Raw genomic sequence first — 16,294 nt, 5'->3', positions numbered from 1 at the left:
CTGCGTGCCGTGGACCCTCCGGTGCGACCGGTTGCGAGGGGTACATCTTGTTGAACTCCTCTCGATTGGGATACCGCGTGGCGACCTCTCCATGATTGACCGCACCGTGTATTCGCCACCGCAGCCCTCCCGGCTCTGTTTAATTTGCCTACGCTGCGCTCCGGCGGGTCGCGGCCCTGCAAGCTCGGCCTTCCCTCCTCCACTCCTCCGCTGCGCTCCCCCGCTCCGTCAGTCCAGACCGAGCCGGGCCACGATCCCTGATGTGGGCCTGGAATGATGGGTGAATGCTCGGTGCCTCTCACACCTCCACCACCTCCCGCGAACAGTTCCGGCTCCTGGCGGCCGACCATCGGGTTGTCCCCGTGGTTCGAAAGGTGTTGGCGGACTCGGAGACTCCACTCTCGGCCTACCGCAAACTGGCCGCGGACCGGGCCGGGACCTTCCTGCTGGAGTCCGCCGAGAACGGGCGATCGTGGTCGCGATGGTCGTTCATCGGCGCGGGCAGTCCTACTGCATTGAGCGTGGTGGATGGGGAAGCGGCCTGGTTGGGGCAGAGTCCGGCCGATGCGCCGTCCGGTGGCGACCCGCTGCGCGCCCTGCGCGAAACGCTGCAATTGCTGCAGACCGAGCGGCTGCCCGGACTGCCGCCGCTGACCGGCGGCATGGTCGGCTACCTCGGCTATGACGCGGTGCGCCGCATGGAGCGGCTGCCCGTCCTCGCCGCCGACGATCTCGAACTGCCGGAGATGGTGCTGCTGCTGGCCACCGATCTGGCCGCCTTCGATCACCACGAGGGTGCGATCACGCTCATTGCCAATGCCGTCAACTGGAACGGCACCGACGAGCGGGTGGACGAGGCCTACGACGATGCGGTGGCCCGCCTCGATCGCATGACCGAGGCCCTCGCCGCACCCGCCGACTCCACCGTCTCGGTCTTCGAACAGCCCGAACCGGACTTCCGCCGCCAGCGCACCTCCGAGGAATTCGGCGCGGGCGTGCGCCGGCTGGTCAAGGAGATCGAGGCCGGCGAGGCCTTCCAGGTGGTGCTCTCGCAGCGCTTCGAAATGGAGTACGGCGGTACGCCGCTGGATCTGTACCGCATGCTGCGCGCGTCCAATCCGAGCCCGTACATGTACCTCATGCACATTCCGGACGGTTTCGGCGGCACCGCGTTCTCCATCGTCGGATCCAGCCCCGAATCGCTGGTCACGGTGAAGGACGGTGTGGCGACCACACATCCGATCGCGGGCACCCGCTGGCGCGGCAGCACCGAGGAGGACGATCTGCTCCTCGAGAAGGATCTGCTCGCCGACGAGAAGGAGAACGCCGAGCACCTCATGCTCGTCGACCTCGGCCGCAACGATCTGGGCCGGGTGTGTGAGCCGGGCACCGTGCGCGTCACCGAATACCGGCATATCGAGCGCTACAGCCATGTCATGCACCTGGTTTCGACGGTCTCGGGCCGGCTGGCCGCCGGCAAGGTCGCCTTCGACGCCGTGCAGGCGTGCTTCCCGGCGGGCACCCTCTCCGGCGCCCCGAAGGTGCGGGCCATGGAGCTCATCGAGGAGCTCGAGCCCACCCGCCGCGGCATCTACGGCGGCGTGGTCGGCTATCTCGATTTCGCCGGTGACGCCGATACCGCCATCTGCATCCGTACGGCATTGATCAAGAACGGCACCGCCTACGTCCAGGCGGGCGCGGGCGTGGTCGCCGATTCGAATCCGGAGTACGAGGACGTCGAATCCCGCAACAAGGCGATGGCGGTGCTCAAGGCCATTGCCGCCGCGGGCACCGTGCGCGCCTACCGCCCGAACGGGACCGCGCTATGAGCGATTCGGAGACCGACCCGGAAACCTCGGCGGCACAACCGAAACCGACCGGCGAACCGGCAGAAGCGAAGAAGCCCAAGCCGGTTGGCGCGGTGGCCCTGCTGGCCGTCGCCGCCGCGCTGCTGTGGGTCGCATCGCGGATGACCTGGGTGAGCGTGGAGGTCATCAGCGAGCTCGGGCCGCCCAAGACCGTGCATCTGTCCGGCGCGACCTGGTTCGGCGCCCTGACTCCGCTGGCATTGGTGCTGATCGCGACCATTGCCGCGGTCTTCGCCACGCGTGGCTGGCCGCGCCGGATCATCGGCGTGGTGGTGGCCGTGCTGGCGGCGGTGGCGGCGGTGCCCGCGTACGCGCTGCTGCAGGGGCAGGGCAAGACCGCCGAGCGGGCCGGGCGTTTGGCCGAATTACGCACCTGGGAGCATGTGGGTACGGCGCAGACTTCGACCCTGCCCGCCGTACTGACCATGGTCGGTGCGGTTGCCGCCTTCCTGGCGGGTGTGCTGCTGACACGCATGCCCTCCGAGAGCGCGCGCATGTCGGGCAAATACGACAATCCGGTCTTCCGTAAGTCGGAGGCGGCCGAACAGGTTGCCGAACATCACGCAGTGCAGCGTGCCACGGAATCCGGGTCACAGGATGCGCCGAAGGAACCACTGTCGGGCCGGGTGCTGTGGGATGCCCTCGACGCGGGCGCAGATCCGACCGACGAGGTAACCGATACCGCTGCCGCACACGATGATCCAGGTAGCGGCGCCGCGGGCCACAAGCCCGCTTGAACTGGGCGGGGGAGCAGCGTCGCTCCCGGTACCGCCCCCGCCGTCAGCGGCGCGAAGATAGCCATTTACTCTTTATCAGCATCGGTGAGACAGCGCCTGGGGGGATTCTCAGGCAGCAAGTCCGTCTCCCCAGAAAGGATTCGAGCCAGATGACGGTACTCGACTCGATTCTCGACGGGGTCCGTGCGGATGTCGCCGCACGGGAAGCCCTCCTGGATTTCCAGGCTGTCAAGAAGGCCGCCGCCGCGGCTGTCTCTCCTCGTGACGCCAAGGCGGCGCTGCACGAAGAGGGTATCGGCGTGATCGCCGAAGTGAAGCGTTCCAGTCCTTCCAAGGGCGCCCTGGCCGACATTCCGGACCCGTCGGTACTGGCCCGCGCGTACGAGGACGGCGGCGCGCGCATCATCAGCGTGCTGACCGAGCAGCGCCGCTTCGGCGGTTCGCTCGCGGACCTCGACGCGGTGCGTGCCGTGGTCGACATTCCGGTTCTGCGCAAGGACTTCATCGTCGGCCCGTACCAGATCCACGAGGCCCGCGCGCACGGCGCGGATGTCATTCTGCTGATCGTGGCGGCGCTGCCGCAGGACGTGCTGTCCTCGCTCATCGACCGCACCGAATCGCTCGGGATGACCGCGCTCGTCGAGGTGCACACCGAGGAGGAGGCGGACCGGGCCCTCGAGGCCGGCGCCACCGTGATCGGTGTGAACGCCCGCAACCTCAAGACCCTCGAGGTGGATCGGGATGTGTTCGCGCGCATCGCCCCCGGTCTGCCCAGCGATGTGATCCGCATTGCCGAATCCGGTATTCGCGGCACCGCCGATCTGCTGGCCTACGCTGGTGCGGGCGCGGATGCCGTGCTCGTCGGTGAGGGCCTGGTGACCAGTGGCGATCCGCGGGCCGCGGTGGCTGAGCTGGTGACCGCCGGAACCCATCCGTCCTGCCCGAAGCCGGTTCGCCGGGGCCGGTGAGAGAGCCGATGACACAGACGAACGACATTCTCGGCAAGAACGCCGGCCTCCCGCAGGCCAGTGAAGGCGTATCGCACAAGAGCCTGCACGAGCCGGATGCCGGGGGCCACTTCGGCGTCTACGGCGGCCGGCACGTGCCCGAGGCGCTCATGGCCGTGATCGAAGAGGTCACCGCCGAATACGACAAGGTGCGCGTCGATCCGAACTTCCTGCACGAGCTGGACCGGTTGCAGCGCGATTACACCGGCCGCCCGTCGCCGGTGTTCGAATGCGTCAATCTCGCCAAGCACGCGGGCGGCGCTCGCATCCTGCTCAAGCGAGAAGACCTGAACCACACCGGTTCTCACAAAATCAACAATGTGCTCGGGCAGGCGCTGCTCGCCAAGCGCATGGGCAAGACCCGCGTCATCGCGGAGACGGGCGCGGGCCAGCACGGCGTCGCGACCGCCACCGCGTGCGCGCTGCTCGGCCTGGAATGCGTCATCTACATGGGCGCGGTCGACACCGCCCGGCAGGCCTTGAACGTGGCCCGCATGCGGCTGCTCGGCGCCGAAGTCATCAGTGTGACAACGGGTTCGCAGACGCTCAAGGACGCCATCAACGAGGCGCTGCGCGACTGGGTCACCAATGCCGACGAGACCTACTACTGCTTCGGCACCGCGGCCGGACCGCACCCCTTCCCGCTGATGGTGCGCGATTTCCAGCGCATTATCGGCATGGAGGCGCGGGTGCAGGTGCAGGCCCACACCGGACGGCTTCCCGACGCCGTGGTCGCCTGTGTCGGTGGCGGTTCCAATGCCATCGGCATCTTCCACTCCTTCATCGATGATGCCGGCGTGCGGCTCATCGGCTACGAGGCCGCGGGTGACGGTGTCGAAACCGGCCGCCACGCAGCCACTTTCGCCGGTGGTCGTCCGGGCGCCTTCCAGGGCGCCTACTCGTACCTGCTGCAGGACGAGGATGGTCAGACCATCGATTCGCATTCCATCTCCGCGGGTCTGGATTATCCGGGCGTCGGCCCGGAGCACGCTCTGCTCAAGGACATCGGCCGGGCCGAGTACCGTCCCATCACCGATACCGAGGCGATGGACGCGCTGCTGCTGCTGTCCCGCGCCGAGGGCATCATTCCGGCCATCGAATCGGCGCACGCGGTCGCGGGCGCATTGAAGCTCGGCCAGGAATTGGGCGAGGGCGCAATCATTCTGGTGAATCTGTCCGGTCGCGGTGACAAGGATATGGACACCGCGGCCAAGTGGTTCGGGCTGTTCGACAAGCCGGAGGAGCAGCAGTGAGCCAGCAGTCCCGTCTCGCCAATACCTTTGCCGCCTGCCGCGAGGACAATCGCGCCGCGCTGATCGGCTATCTGCCCGCCGGATACCCGGATGTGCAGGGCAGCATCGACGTCTGCGTCGCCATGGTCGAATCCGGTTGCGACGTCATCGAAGTCGGTGTCGCCTACTCCGATCCGGTGATGGACGGCCCGACCATCCAGGCCGCCGCCGAGCAGGCGCTGCGCGGCGGGGTGCGGGTGCGCGATGTGTTCAAGGTCGTGGAGGCCATCAGCAAGGCCGGTGGCAAGGCCGTGGTCATGGCCTACTGGAATCCGGTGCTGCAGTACGGCGTCGACACCTTCTCCCGCGATCTGGCGGCGGCGGGCGGCCTCGGCCTGATCACGCCCAACCTGATTCCGGAGGAGGCCGACGACTGGTTCGTCGCCTCGTCCACCTACAACCTGGACCGCATCTTCCTGGTGGCTCCGTCCTCCACGGAGGAGCGCCTGGTGAAGACGCTGGAGGCCTCGCGCGGGTTCGTGTACGCCGCCTCCACCATGGGTGTCACCGGTGCGCGTGATGCGGTGTCCTCCATGGCTCCGGCGCTGTGCGCGCGCATTCGCGCGCACTCCGATATTCCGATCGGCGTCGGCCTCGGTGTGCGCAGCGGTGCGCAGGCGGCCGAAATCGCTTCCTACGCAGACGGTGTCATTGTCGGCTCGGCACTGGTGAGTGCCGCCGCGCAGGGCCTGGACGCGGTGCGGACCTTGACCGCGGAGCTCGCGCAGGGCGTGCGTTCGGCGGCAGTGACTTCCTGACTCGAGCGGCGCGCTACCCGGGCGAACTGTGCACTCAGGTAATTCCGCTACGGTGGGCGCGTGACCATACGAGCCCTGGCCGACAATGTTTCGGCCTCCGACGTGCTGGCCTACATTCCCAGTCCGCCTCGCGGCGTATGGGACATCGGCCCGTTCCCGTTGCGCGCCTACGCCATCTGCATCATCATCGGCATCATTGCCGCCATCTGGTGGGGCGAGAAGCGGTGGCAGCAGCGTGGCGGGCAGGCGGGCATGGTGCTCGACGTCGCCATGTTCGCGGTGCCGTTCGGCCTGATCGGCGGGCGGCTCTACCATGTGGCCACCGACTACCAGAAGTACTTCGGCGAGGGCGGTCACCCGCTCGACGCGCTCAAGATCTGGCAGGGCGGCCTGGGCATCTGGGGTGCGGTGCTACTGGGCGGCATCGGGGCCTGGATCGGCTGCCGCATCTACCGAATTCCCTTGCCCGCCTTCGGCGATGCCATCGCACCCGGCATTCTGCTGGCGCAGGCCATCGGCCGCCTCGGTAATTACTTCAATCAGGAACTGTACGGCCGCGAGACCACCGTGCCGTGGGGTCTGGAGATCTACCAGCGCTTCGACAAGAACGGCGGGCTGGACATGATGAACGGCATCGCCAGCGGCGCTGCCGAGAAGATCGTGCAGCCGACCTTCCTCTACGAGCTGGTGTGGAATCTGCTGGGCGTCGCCGCGCTGATCCTGCTCGATCGCAAATTCCGCATCGGGCACGGGCGGCTCTTCGCGCTGTATGTGGCCGTCTACTGCTTCGGCCGCTTCTTCGTGGAGCTGCTGCGTGATGACGAGGCCACCCACATTCTGGGTCTGCGCGTGAACACCTTCACCTCGGCCATCGTGTTCGTCTGTGCCGTCGCGTATTTCATCTTCGCGACCAAGGGCCGCGAGACGCCCGAGCAGGTGCAGGCGGGCGTGTACCGGCCGCTGCCATGGCAGTTCGGCGCACTGCGCGCCTACGGCGCCGAGCGCACCGGCGCGACGGCGGAGTCGGCGGCCGCCGAGGCCCGCACCTCCGAGGCGGAGGCCGGAACGGACGCCGAGACCGAAGCCCAGTCCGTAGAACTGGGAAAGTCCGATTCGTCCGAGTCTGAATCTCCTTCGACCGGCAACGAATCCGAGACGAACGGCGATAACACTTCCGAATCCGGCGATTCCGAGCCGGCGGTCGAATTCGAGGCGACGAAACCGGTCTCTTCCGGCAAGAATGACTCCTGACCGCCGCGTATCGAGATTCGCACGGCGGGTTCAGCACATGGGGGCCGTGCGGCCCGCGATTCAGGAGGACTCGAGTGACGGACCCATTCAACAAGCAACCGGAGCAGGGCGGCCCGCAGTACGGCGCGCCCGGCACCGGCCCGCAGTACGGACAGCAGCCGCCGCAGCAGTACGGGCAGCCGCAGCAGCCGGGATACGGCCAGCCCGGATTCGACCAGCAGCAGCCCGGTTACGGCCAGCAGCCGGGATACGGGCAGCCGCAGCAGCCCGGCTACGGCCAGCAGCCGTACGGTCAGCAGCCCGCGTACGGCCAGCCGCAGCCGGGATTCGGCCAGCCCATGCCGTACGGCGCGGATGCGGAGGCGCCGTACGGCCGTGACGTCTACGGCGTGCCGTTCTCGGACAAGAGCAAGCTGACCGCGGGCCTGCTGCAGCTGCTGTGCGGCGGTTTCGGCATCGGCCGCTTCTACCTCGGCTACACCACCATCGGTGTGCTGCAGCTGCTTACGTGCGGCGGCTGCGGCATCTGGGCCCTCATCGACGGCATCATGATCCTCACCGGCAAGGTGCCGGACCTGCAGGGCCGCCCCCTCAAGGACTGACTTTTCGCGCGGCGACAATCGACTGGAAGTGCTGTCCGGTCGGTTTCTGGCGTACCCTTTGTCGGTTGTCTGCCGCGTGGTTGCGCCACGCTCGAGGAGAGGTAGTCGCCCGTGCGCCGTAAGCTGTTCGCCGCCGTGCTCGCCATTGTCGCCGCCACCGCGGGGCTCACCGCGTGTAGCAGTAGCAGCAACGACCCCAACGTGTTGAAGGTCGGCACCGAGGGCACCTACTCGCCGTTCAGCTATCAGGACGGCGGCACTCTCACCGGTTACGACGTGGAGGTCATCAAGGCCGTCGGCGACAAGATGGGCCGCAAGGTCGAATTCGTGCAGACGCCGTGGGACGCCATCTTCGCGGGCCTCGAGTCCAAGCGCTTCGATCTCGTCGCCAATCAGGTGACCGTCAATCCCGATCGCGCACAGAAGTATTCGCTCTCGCAGCCGTACACCACCTCCGAGGGCGTCATCGTCACCAAGACCGATAACGCGGGCATTCACGCGCTGGCGGATCTGAACGGCAAGACCTGCGCCCAGTCCTCCACCAGCAATTGGAGCAAGGTCGCCTCCGGCGCCGGCTGCAAGGTCGAGGGTGTGGAGGGCTTCGTGCAGGCCATTCAGCTGCTCAAGAACGGCCGCGTCGATGCCACCGTCAACGACACCCTGGCCGTCGGCGAATACAGCAAGAAGACCGGCGACACCGGCGTGCACGTGGCCGGCAAGACCGGTGAGACCAGTCAGCAGGCCTTCGCCGCGCGCAAGGATTCGCAGCAGTTGATCGATCAGATCAATACCGCGCTGGATCAGCTGCGCTCGGACGGCACCCTCACCAAGATCTCCGAGAAGTACTTCGGCACCGACGTCAGTAAGTAAGGGCCACAGCGAGATTCGAGGGCGACTCGACGATGGATCCTGCCACCTGGGCGCTGATCCGGCAGAACCTCTGGCCGATGCTGGAGGCCACGCTCAAACAGACGCTGCCGCTGACCGCGGTCAGCTTCGTGATCGGTCTGGTGCTGGCGCTGTTCGTGGCGCTGGCACGCATGTCGAAGATGCGGCTGCTGTCGGCGGCGGCCCGCTTCTACATTTCGGTCATTCGCGGTACGCCGCTGCTTGTCCAGCTGTTCATCATCTTCTACGCGCTGCCGCAGTTCCATATCCTGATCGACCCGTTCCCGGCGGCCGTCATCGCCTTCAGCCTCAATGTCGGCGGGTATGCGGCGGAGATCATTCGCGCCGCCATTCTTTCGGTGGCGCACGGGCAGTGGGAGGCGTCCTATGCGGTTGGTATGACCTATTCGCAGGCGTTGCGATTGATCATCCTTCCGCAGGCCTCGCGTATTGCGGTGCCACCGCTGTCGAACACCTTGATCTCGTTGGTGAAGGACACCTCGCTGGCGTCCACGATTCTGGTCACCGAGTTGTTGCGCACCGCGCAGCTGGCCGCCGCGCCCACGTTCGACTTCTTCGCCCTCTACGGCGTTGCGGCACTCTACTACTGGGTAATATGCCTGTTCCTGGGCTTCGGGCAAACCCGCCTCGAGACCCGTCTGGCTCGCCACGTAGCCCGCTGACCGGCAGTTAGCTGGAACGTTCGGCAAACTTCGCGTGCCCGCTCAGCGGGACGATGAGCGCAGGTCTAGGGTTGATGATGTGATGCGACGAACGAAGATTGTGTGCACAATGGGCCCGGCGGTGTCGTCGGAGGACCGAATTCGTGAACTCGTCGAGAGTGGTATGGATGTGGCGCGGCTGAATTTCAGCCATGGCGAACACTCCGACCACGCCGAGAATTACAAAAAGGTACGCCAAGCAAGCGATCTACTCGGCCGCACGGTCGGCATTCTCGCCGATCTGCAGGGACCGAAGATTCGTCTGGGCCGATTCATCGAGAACAAGACCGTCTGGGCGACCGGTGAGGAAATTCGAATCACCGTCGACGACATCGTGGGAACCCACGATCGTGTCTCCACCACCTACCGGGAGCTCGCCAACGACGCCAAGGCCGGTGACCGCCTGCTCGTCGACGACGGCAAGATCGGGCTGACCGTCGAACGCGTCGACGGCAACGATGTGGTCTGCCGGGTCACCGAGGGCGGCCCGGTCTCCAACAACAAGGGCGTCTCGCTGCCCGGTATGGACGTCTCCGTACCGGCGCTGTCCGAAAAGGACATCGAGGACCTGGAATTCGCGCTGAACCTCGGCGTCGACTTCATCGCGCTGTCCTTCGTGCGCTCCCCGTCCGATGTGGAGCTGGTCCACGAGATCATGGATCGGGTCGGCCGCCGGGTGCCGATCATCGGCAAGCTCGAAAAGCCTGAGGCCATCGATAATTTGGAGGCCATCGTGCTGGCCTTCGACGCCATCATGGTGGCGCGTGGCGACCTCGGTGTGGAGCTGCCGCTCGAGCAGGTGCCGCTGGTGCAGAAGCGGGCCATCCAGATGGCCCGGGAGAACGCCAAGCCGGTGATCGTGGCGACCCAGATGCTGGAGTCCATGATCACCAACTCGCGGCCCACCCGCGCCGAGGCCTCCGATGTCGCCAATGCGGTGCTCGACGGCGCGGACGCGGTCATGCTCTCGGGTGAGACCTCGGTCGGCGACTACCCGATCGAGACCGTGCGCACCATGGCCCGCATCGTGCACGCGGTGGAGTCCGAATCCTCCACCCGGGTGCCGCCGCTGACCCATGTGCCGCGCACCAAGCGGGGCGTCATCTCCTACGCCGCCCGCGATATCGGCGAGCGGCTCAATGCCAAAGCGCTGGTGGCCTTTACACAGTCCGGCGATACCGTGCGCCGCCTGGCCCGCCTGCACACCCCGCTGCCGCTGCTGGCCTTCACCCCGAACCCGGTGATCCGCAATCAGCTGGCCCTGACCTGGGGTACCGAAACCTTCATCGTGCCGCCGGTGGGTACCACCGACGAGATGATCCACCAGGTCGATTCCGCCCTGCTGTCGATCGGCCGCTACAAGAAGGGCGATCTGGTCGTCATCGTGGCCGGGTCCCCGCCGGGTACCGTGGGCTCCACCAATATGATTCACGTCCACCGTATCGGCGAGGAGGACCACTAGGTGAGTGCATCGCTAGGCGAAGCTGTTTCGGGCCCGGGCGACTCCGTCGCCGGCCCGTCGGCTGATCTGCAAGTACTGCTCGAACTGCTCGATCTCGAGGAGCACGGGCCGGACATCTTCCTCGGTCAGCACCCCGCGAAGGTGTGGAGCCGGACGTTCGGCGGTCAGCTGGTTTCGCAGGCGATCATCGCCGCCGGGCGCACGGTCGGACCCGGGCGCCCGGTGCATGCCGTCAATGCGCACTTCGTGCGCGGCGGCGACCCCAAGAAGCCGATCGAATACCACGTCGACCGGCACCGCGACGGGCGCTCGTTCGCCAATCGCACGGTGACGGCCGTGCAGGACGAACAGGAACTGTTCGTCATGCTGGCGGCCTTCCAGGACTCGGGCAAGGGGCTCGAGCACGGCACCCCGCTGCCCGATGTCGCCGATCCGGAAACCCTTCCGCGCGTGGAGGAGTCCTTCGCCGGGCTGGAGGACAAGCTCGAAATGTTCGTGAAGGCACCGCATCCCATCGATATGCGGTACACGAACGATCCGGCCTGGATCCTCAAGGGCACGGGGGAGAAGCTCAATCACAATCGGGTGTGGATGCGCGCCGACGGGCGGCTGCCCGACGATCCGCTGATCCACGTTGCGGCGCTGGCGTACTCGTCGGACACCACGGTGCTCGATTCGATCATCACCACGCACGGGTTGTCCTGGGGGCTGGACCGCATCATCGCGGCTACGGTCAATCACTCCATCTGGTTCCATCGGCCGTTCCGGTTCGACGACTGGGCGCTGTACGCCACCGAATCGCCGGTGGCCGCCGGATCGCGCGGCCTGGCCCGCGGGCACTTCTACGCGCGCGGCGGCGAACTGCTCGCGACCACGGTGCAGGAGGGCGTGATTCGCCACTTCCCGGCGCGTGGCTAGCTGAGCGCGAGCACACGAAAATCAGGCCGTACCCACGGGGGTGCGGCCTGACCTGTGTGCGGATCCGCGCGAATCAGATGAGTTCGCGGTTCTCTTCCAGCTCGAAGTTCTCGCGCTGGAGTGCGTGCACGATATAGGGGATCGGCTCATCGGCGGACAGGCCGAGGACGAGCCGCTGCTCCAGCCGTGCGATACCCGCCTTGGTGAGCTGGCGTGAATCACCGACCAGGCTGAGTGCTATCTCGTAGGTACGGCGCTCACCCGGATCGGCGTCGGGATTGTCCAGGCGCCACTGGGTTTCGAGAACCGTATGGGTGGGATCGTCGCACTCCACCGGAAGGGTGAAGCGCCAGGCGAAGATGTCGCGATCGTCCACGTACTCATCCACGACGCGGCACACCGTTTCGGTGACGCGGTGGAGGGTCTGCGGTGTCACGTAAACATGGAGCGAAACATCCGAAATTCGCTTCGGCATGTCTGAGTCCTGTTCCTGTGTCGAACCACCGGCGGTGGTGTTCCGCGCGGAAGTGTAATCCCTTACCGGACTTAGCGGGCAGACAGGTGTATTGACACGCTGGGTCCAGCGTAATGCTGGTTACGCCGAAGTGGAATAGGTAAGGGGTCCCGAGATCGCGGAATATGCTCCTACCCGGCGGATTCCGCCGCATGGTGGACGGGTTCGACTGACCGCTTGGGCAATTCGCCCGTATCGACGCGTCCGCCGGGCAAGACGAGTAGCGCCGGGCGCGTCGCGCCGGTGGTGGTGGCGCCGGCGCGGGGCCGGATGGTGGCCTCCGGATGCTGATGCGCGTGCAGGGCCAGCAGCAGCGGCACCAGCGCCTCGGCAATGCGATCGCCGACCTCGCAGAACTGCTGCGCCTTGAGACCGACCGGGTCCGAGATGTTCTCGCGCCCCACATAGGCGAGATCGTCGCGTGCCGCGTGCAGTCCGACCACGGTGCGCGCACCGCTGACCTTCGCGATCCGGTACGCCTCCAGCAGTGTGAAGGTGCGCGCGAGGGCCTCGGGCGTCTGTTCCCGCACCTGATCGCGAATCTTCTCGGTCATGGTGAGCACCAGATCGGCGCGATGCACCATTTCCGGTTTCAGCCGGCGGGCCTTGAAACCGCCGGCGTCGCCGCCGAGTCCGGCAATCGTTTGCGCGGCAAGCGGTTCCGCCGGGAAGCCGACCAGTGCCCGCACGCCCGCGCTTTCGGCGGTTAGCTCCTGTAGCCCGTGTTCGGCGGCCACCGCCAGCGTCAGGCGCTCGGCAATGACAGAACGGCAAACGTTTCCGCTGCACACGAAGAGCACATGCATTCGCTCAACCTATGCTCACGATTCGGTTACGAAAATGCCTGGAAGCGTTTATCACACGGTTCGACCGGGAAGTTCATCCGGCCGCTGAGTGTCGGTCGCCTGCTGTTCGTAATACGAGCCCTCCGCGACCACCGAGGGCACCTCCGGCGCTGCTCCGCGCACTCGCTGGCGCGTGGAGAACAATCGCCCGCGCGCCGGCACCGTCGGTGCGAATCGGGTCAGTCCGGCTACCGGAGACATATCGTCGTAGACCGAATCGATCCCGCCGCGCGCGAAATACGCCTCGTGCCAGAAACCGGTGCCGCCGGAGTTCTTCAGGAACTCCTGCCACCAGATCCGGTGCGGATCGGAGCGGGTCCAGCGTTCGAGGCTCTCCAGATCGCGCCAGTACTGCCGGGCGCCCCAGTGCGGTGGGAACAGCGACCACACCACATCCTCGTGGGAGAGCAAACCGTCGGGCCGGTCCGCGTGCGAGCGGTACAGCTTCGGGCCCACCCCGATCAGCCGGAGGATTCCGCGCGGTCGATGCACCCGCATCCCGAGCAGTATGACGACCAGATCCGGATACTCGGACAGATCCGCCGTCACCCTGTTGACCCGCATGCGGGACCTCCACATCGCCGCGGCCGTGAACTCGGCCTGTGCGGTTATACGAATTATCCCGCTTATCCGGTTCGACGGCTATTTTCGCGGTGTATACGACCGCTCGTGACGGCCCTCCGCACCGGCTGCCGGCCGGTCCGTAGTGTCGTGCCGGTGAGTGCGCTCTTCGTAGAGGTTTCCGAGAAGGTGGACCGGCTGCGGTCCGTGCTGTCGCGTGGCCGCTACCTGCGGGCCGAATTCCCGCCCGGCGTCGAACTGGACGATGCCGAACAGCTCGCGGGTTATCACCGGACGATGGAGTACTACTTCGCCTCCGGGCATCTCCCGTCCGAGGCGCGGGCCGGGCTCGGCGAGCTGACGCTGCCGCGCGCCATGGTGGAGCTGTACCGGATCACCGCACATCCGAAGTCGGGGCGTATCAGCCTGTTCCAGACCTTCGACAAGGGCGAGATCATGGATCCGCACGGCTGGGCGCATCGCGATGACGAGCATTGGCTCGCGGTCGGATCGGTCGCCGACGACAAATTCCTGGTCTCGCTCATCACCGGCGAGGTCATGTTCGCCGACCATCAGTTCTCGCGCCCCGGCGAAGTGGACACCACCCGCATCGTCGCGCCGGATCTGCTGACCTTCTTCGACGAGTGCATGATCGGCCCGCGCTACGGCGAATTCGTCAGCGCCGCCGACCTGACCGATCCGGCCGGCTGGTTCCGCTTCCTGCAGGACAACGACCTCGCATAACCGTTCCGGTTCGCCCGGTTCGGCCGACAGTCGCGCCATTGGCATGCGGCGGGGCCCGTAGGCTGGCTACCCTCCGGTACGTGAGCTCCGCTACCGCCGCCACCCCGCGCACATACAGCCTGCGAGATTTCGCCGAGGCCTACGTTCTCGCGCAAGCGAATTGGTCCGACCCGATCGGCGGTTACCACCAGGACAACTCCGCCTACAACGCCGCCCTCCGCATCCACCGCGAACGCCTCCTCGGCGCCCTGGAGGAGCTGTTCGGCCTGGAGCTGAACATGAAGCGCATGGTCGAAATCCCGCGCGGCACAGTGCTGTTCATGCACTTCAAAAGCACAGTCCTGTCCTGCCTGGCCCTCCGCACCCCCGGCCACCCCGAAGCGGGCCTGCTCCTGCGCTCCCTGGAAGCCGCAGGCGATCCCGGCAAACGCGTAGTCCTGGCCTCCACCCGCATCGACAAACTCCTGAACCTCTCCAAGGAAGCCCACCTAGACCTCCTCGAAGACCTCCTCCGCATCCTCCTGGGCGCCCGCGCCGACGACACCTTCACCGCCTCGGATCTCCGCAGCTGCGGAATAGTCGACACCCCACCCTCCTTCGAGGACTACTCCTGAGGCAGCGACCAACCACAGCGCGCGTGAATGATCCTGCACCGCAAGAGAATTCACGCCGCCTATCGAGTTGAGCCGGACCGCAGCGTCGGCCTCGTGTGATGTGGCGATGGTGACCGGGCCGTCGAATCCTTGCGGCCGCGCGCTTTTCGTTCCGCTGGGACGTTCGAGGGTTACACCTCGCGACGGATCTGCGGGAGGAGGGTTGCGATGTCGGCTGGGGTTGCGTCGGGGAACATCTGCCGGATGGCGATCAGGCTCAGCATTCGCTCGCGTTCCGGGCCTGCGGGCATTTTCGCGGCGGCGTCTTTTGCCGCCTTCATTCGTTTGGAGGTCTCCACGGCCTTGTCCAGTCGTGCGAGGTTGTCCTGTACGACCTTGTCGAGGTCGTCGGCGCGCTTGTAGAACATCGCCGATATCGCGGTGGGGAGCGCGCCGCAGATAGTCGTGAAGATCGCGACGTCGCGGCTGCCGAAGATCGCGATCGCCGCGGCGGTGAGAAGTACGCAGATACCGAGGAGCCCCGACAGCAGGTAGGTCCAGAAATAGATCGCGCTTTGGCTTCTGGCACTGTCGATGTGGTCGAAGTACTGGTGGATCTGCAGGTTGTCGACGTTCGACGGTGATCGCCGATTCGGATCGAGTTGCCTGCCCGCCGGTCTGCGCGCTCGAAGGGCCCGGGGAAAGGTGAACGCGTCGCCTCCGGGATCCCGAACAATGCTCTGCCCGTTGGGTTGTCCGGCTTGGGGCGGTTCTCCGTATACCGGAGGCCCGGGCTGTTCTCCCCATACCGAAGGTTCGGGCTGTGCTCCATATTCCGGCTGCTGGGGCAGTGGCCCGTATCCCTGAGCCTGGTGGTCATAGCCTCGCGCAGATCCGGCTCGCCCCGCGAAGTTCCTCGCGGCATCGCCGTCCAGCCACGGCGGTCGAGCCGCTACCGAGTCGGCATCAGGCTCGCCCGCGTCAACGATCACCTGCGCCATCTGCCTGGCGTGCTCGAGAGCCGCCTGCTGACGAGTTGCCCGGGACAGGGTCACTCCGATGAGCCCGGCCGCCGTCGACACGACGGCCACGCTGAAAACAGTTGCGGAGACGACCGTCTCGAAGCTCATGATGCATCCTGCGTCCCGAGCGATGAATCGTCAATCGCTCAGCCCGAAAGCGGCTATGTGAGTTGCCAATTGGCGGAAGGCGCCCGTATTCCCACCGGAAACGCCAGTGAACCTTGGTGCCGAGTGTGGGAATCGAACCCACACGTCCTTTCGGACAACGGTTTTTGAGACCGTCGCGTCTGCCTATTCCGCCAACTCGGCGCACCGCTGGAAGAGCATAGCGGGTGGGAGGGGGGTTGGCCTAACCGGGGCTCGGCGGGGCGGGGGTGAGAAGTACATCGTTGTGATACTGGTCGGTTTGCGCTGGGTACGTGGGTTGTAGCGGGCGGTGGACGGTACTCTTTGGTTAACTCGGGTACGTGCCGATCCGTTGAGGGTGGCTTCGGACCGGTGTGCCATCGG

Annotated in this window: 17 protein-coding genes and 1 tRNA gene; 13 read left to right on the top strand and 5 right to left on the bottom strand. The window is 66.2% G+C overall.

Going from position 1 to position 16,294, the window contains the following annotated elements; all coding sequences use genetic code 11:
- Positions 1 to 284 precede the first annotated feature (284 nt).
- From OG326_RS32035 to OG326_RS31985, 11 genes are all read left to right on the top strand, one after another.
- Positions 285 to 1,829 (top strand): anthranilate synthase component I, encoded by a 1,545-nt coding sequence (locus OG326_RS32035; protein WP_327140858.1) that lies wholly within the window; start codon positions 285 to 287, stop codon positions 1,827 to 1,829.
- On the top strand, positions 1,826 to 2,605 hold the full coding sequence (locus OG326_RS32030; protein ID WP_327140857.1) for a TIGR02234 family membrane protein: 780 nt from the start codon (positions 1,826 to 1,828) through the stop codon (positions 2,603 to 2,605). Before OG326_RS32035 ends, OG326_RS32030 begins: the two co-directional genes overlap by 4 nt.
- Positions 2,606 to 2,754: 149 nt before the next feature.
- Complete coding sequence (gene trpC, locus OG326_RS32025; protein ID WP_327140856.1) at positions 2,755 to 3,573, top strand: indole-3-glycerol phosphate synthase TrpC; 819 nt, start codon at positions 2,755 to 2,757, stop codon at positions 3,571 to 3,573.
- Between the two features lie 8 nt (positions 3,574 to 3,581).
- Positions 3,582 to 4,865, top strand: a complete 1,284-nt coding sequence (gene trpB / locus OG326_RS32020) for a tryptophan synthase subunit beta (protein ID WP_327140855.1) — start codon at positions 3,582 to 3,584, stop codon at positions 4,863 to 4,865.
- The gene (gene trpA, locus OG326_RS32015; protein WP_327140854.1) at positions 4,862 to 5,662 is read left to right on the top strand and encodes a tryptophan synthase subunit alpha; all 801 of its coding nucleotides are present in this window, start codon (positions 4,862 to 4,864) and stop codon (positions 5,660 to 5,662) included. Before trpB ends, trpA begins: the two co-directional genes overlap by 4 nt.
- Before the next feature lie 60 nt (positions 5,663 to 5,722).
- Positions 5,723 to 6,913 carry a prolipoprotein diacylglyceryl transferase gene (gene lgt / locus OG326_RS32010; RefSeq protein WP_327140853.1) on the top strand — a complete coding sequence of 397 codons (1,191 nt, stop codon included), beginning with the start codon at positions 5,723 to 5,725 and terminating at the stop codon, positions 6,911 to 6,913.
- Positions 6,914 to 6,987: 74 nt separating this feature from the next.
- Complete coding sequence (locus OG326_RS32005; RefSeq protein ID WP_327140852.1) at positions 6,988 to 7,515, top strand: TM2 domain-containing protein; 528 nt, start codon at positions 6,988 to 6,990, stop codon at positions 7,513 to 7,515.
- A 111-nt stretch (positions 7,516 to 7,626) separates the two neighbouring features.
- Positions 7,627 to 8,385, top strand: coding sequence for an amino acid ABC transporter substrate-binding protein (locus tag OG326_RS32000; protein WP_327140851.1), 759 nt, complete (start codon positions 7,627 to 7,629; stop codon positions 8,383 to 8,385).
- Positions 8,386 to 8,417: 32 nt separating this feature from the next.
- Positions 8,418 to 9,086, top strand: coding sequence for an amino acid ABC transporter permease (locus OG326_RS31995; protein WP_297618891.1), 669 nt, complete (start codon positions 8,418 to 8,420; stop codon positions 9,084 to 9,086).
- 79 nt (positions 9,087 to 9,165) lie between these two features.
- The gene (gene pyk, locus OG326_RS31990) at positions 9,166 to 10,587 is read left to right on the top strand and encodes a pyruvate kinase (RefSeq protein ID WP_327140850.1); all 1,422 of its coding nucleotides are present in this window, start codon (positions 9,166 to 9,168) and stop codon (positions 10,585 to 10,587) included.
- On the top strand, positions 10,588 to 11,505 hold the full coding sequence (locus tag OG326_RS31985) for an acyl-CoA thioesterase (RefSeq protein ID WP_442790850.1): 918 nt from the start codon (positions 10,588 to 10,590) through the stop codon (positions 11,503 to 11,505).
- Between the two features lie 73 nt (positions 11,506 to 11,578).
- On the opposite strand, the gene OG326_RS31980 is transcribed toward OG326_RS31985, so the two are convergent.
- The 3 genes from OG326_RS31980 to OG326_RS31970 form a co-directional block, all read right to left on the bottom strand.
- Positions 11,579 to 11,980 carry a hypothetical protein gene (locus OG326_RS31980; RefSeq protein WP_297618885.1) on the bottom strand — a complete coding sequence of 134 codons (402 nt, stop codon included), beginning with the start codon at positions 11,978 to 11,980 and terminating at the stop codon, positions 11,579 to 11,581.
- Between the two features lie 170 nt (positions 11,981 to 12,150).
- Positions 12,151 to 12,825 (bottom strand): arsenate reductase/protein-tyrosine-phosphatase family protein, encoded by a 675-nt coding sequence (locus OG326_RS31975; RefSeq protein WP_327140849.1) that lies wholly within the window; start codon positions 12,823 to 12,825, stop codon positions 12,151 to 12,153.
- 51 nt (positions 12,826 to 12,876) lie between these two features.
- Positions 12,877 to 13,428, bottom strand: coding sequence for a monooxygenase family protein (locus OG326_RS31970; RefSeq protein ID WP_327140848.1), 552 nt, complete (start codon positions 13,426 to 13,428; stop codon positions 12,877 to 12,879).
- Between the two features lie 153 nt (positions 13,429 to 13,581).
- Between OG326_RS31970 and OG326_RS31965 the strand changes: the two genes are divergently transcribed.
- Positions 13,582 to 14,169: a hypothetical protein gene (locus OG326_RS31965; RefSeq protein WP_327140847.1), complete on the top strand. Its 588-nt coding sequence runs from the start codon at positions 13,582 to 13,584 to the stop codon at positions 14,167 to 14,169.
- A gap of 80 nt (positions 14,170 to 14,249) precedes the next feature.
- Complete coding sequence (locus OG326_RS31960) at positions 14,250 to 14,783, top strand: hypothetical protein (protein WP_327140846.1); 534 nt, start codon at positions 14,250 to 14,252, stop codon at positions 14,781 to 14,783.
- A gap of 170 nt (positions 14,784 to 14,953) precedes the next feature.
- On the opposite strand, the gene OG326_RS31955 is transcribed toward OG326_RS31960, so the two are convergent.
- Together OG326_RS31955 and OG326_RS31950 are read right to left on the bottom strand one after the other, a co-directional pair.
- The gene (locus OG326_RS31955) at positions 14,954 to 15,892 is read right to left on the bottom strand and encodes a TRADD-N-associated membrane domain-containing protein (RefSeq protein ID WP_327140845.1); all 939 of its coding nucleotides are present in this window, start codon (positions 15,890 to 15,892) and stop codon (positions 14,954 to 14,956) included.
- A gap of 114 nt (positions 15,893 to 16,006) precedes the next feature.
- Positions 16,007 to 16,093, bottom strand: a tRNA-Leu gene (locus tag OG326_RS31950).
- Positions 16,094 to 16,294: the final 201 nt, after the last annotated feature.

The organism is Nocardia sp. NBC_01327 (assembly GCF_035958815.1).
GTDB lineage: Bacteria > Actinomycetota > Actinomycetes > Mycobacteriales > Mycobacteriaceae > Nocardia.
Note: the sequence above shows the minus strand (reverse complement) of the source record. Positions and strands in the feature narration are given on the sequence as shown.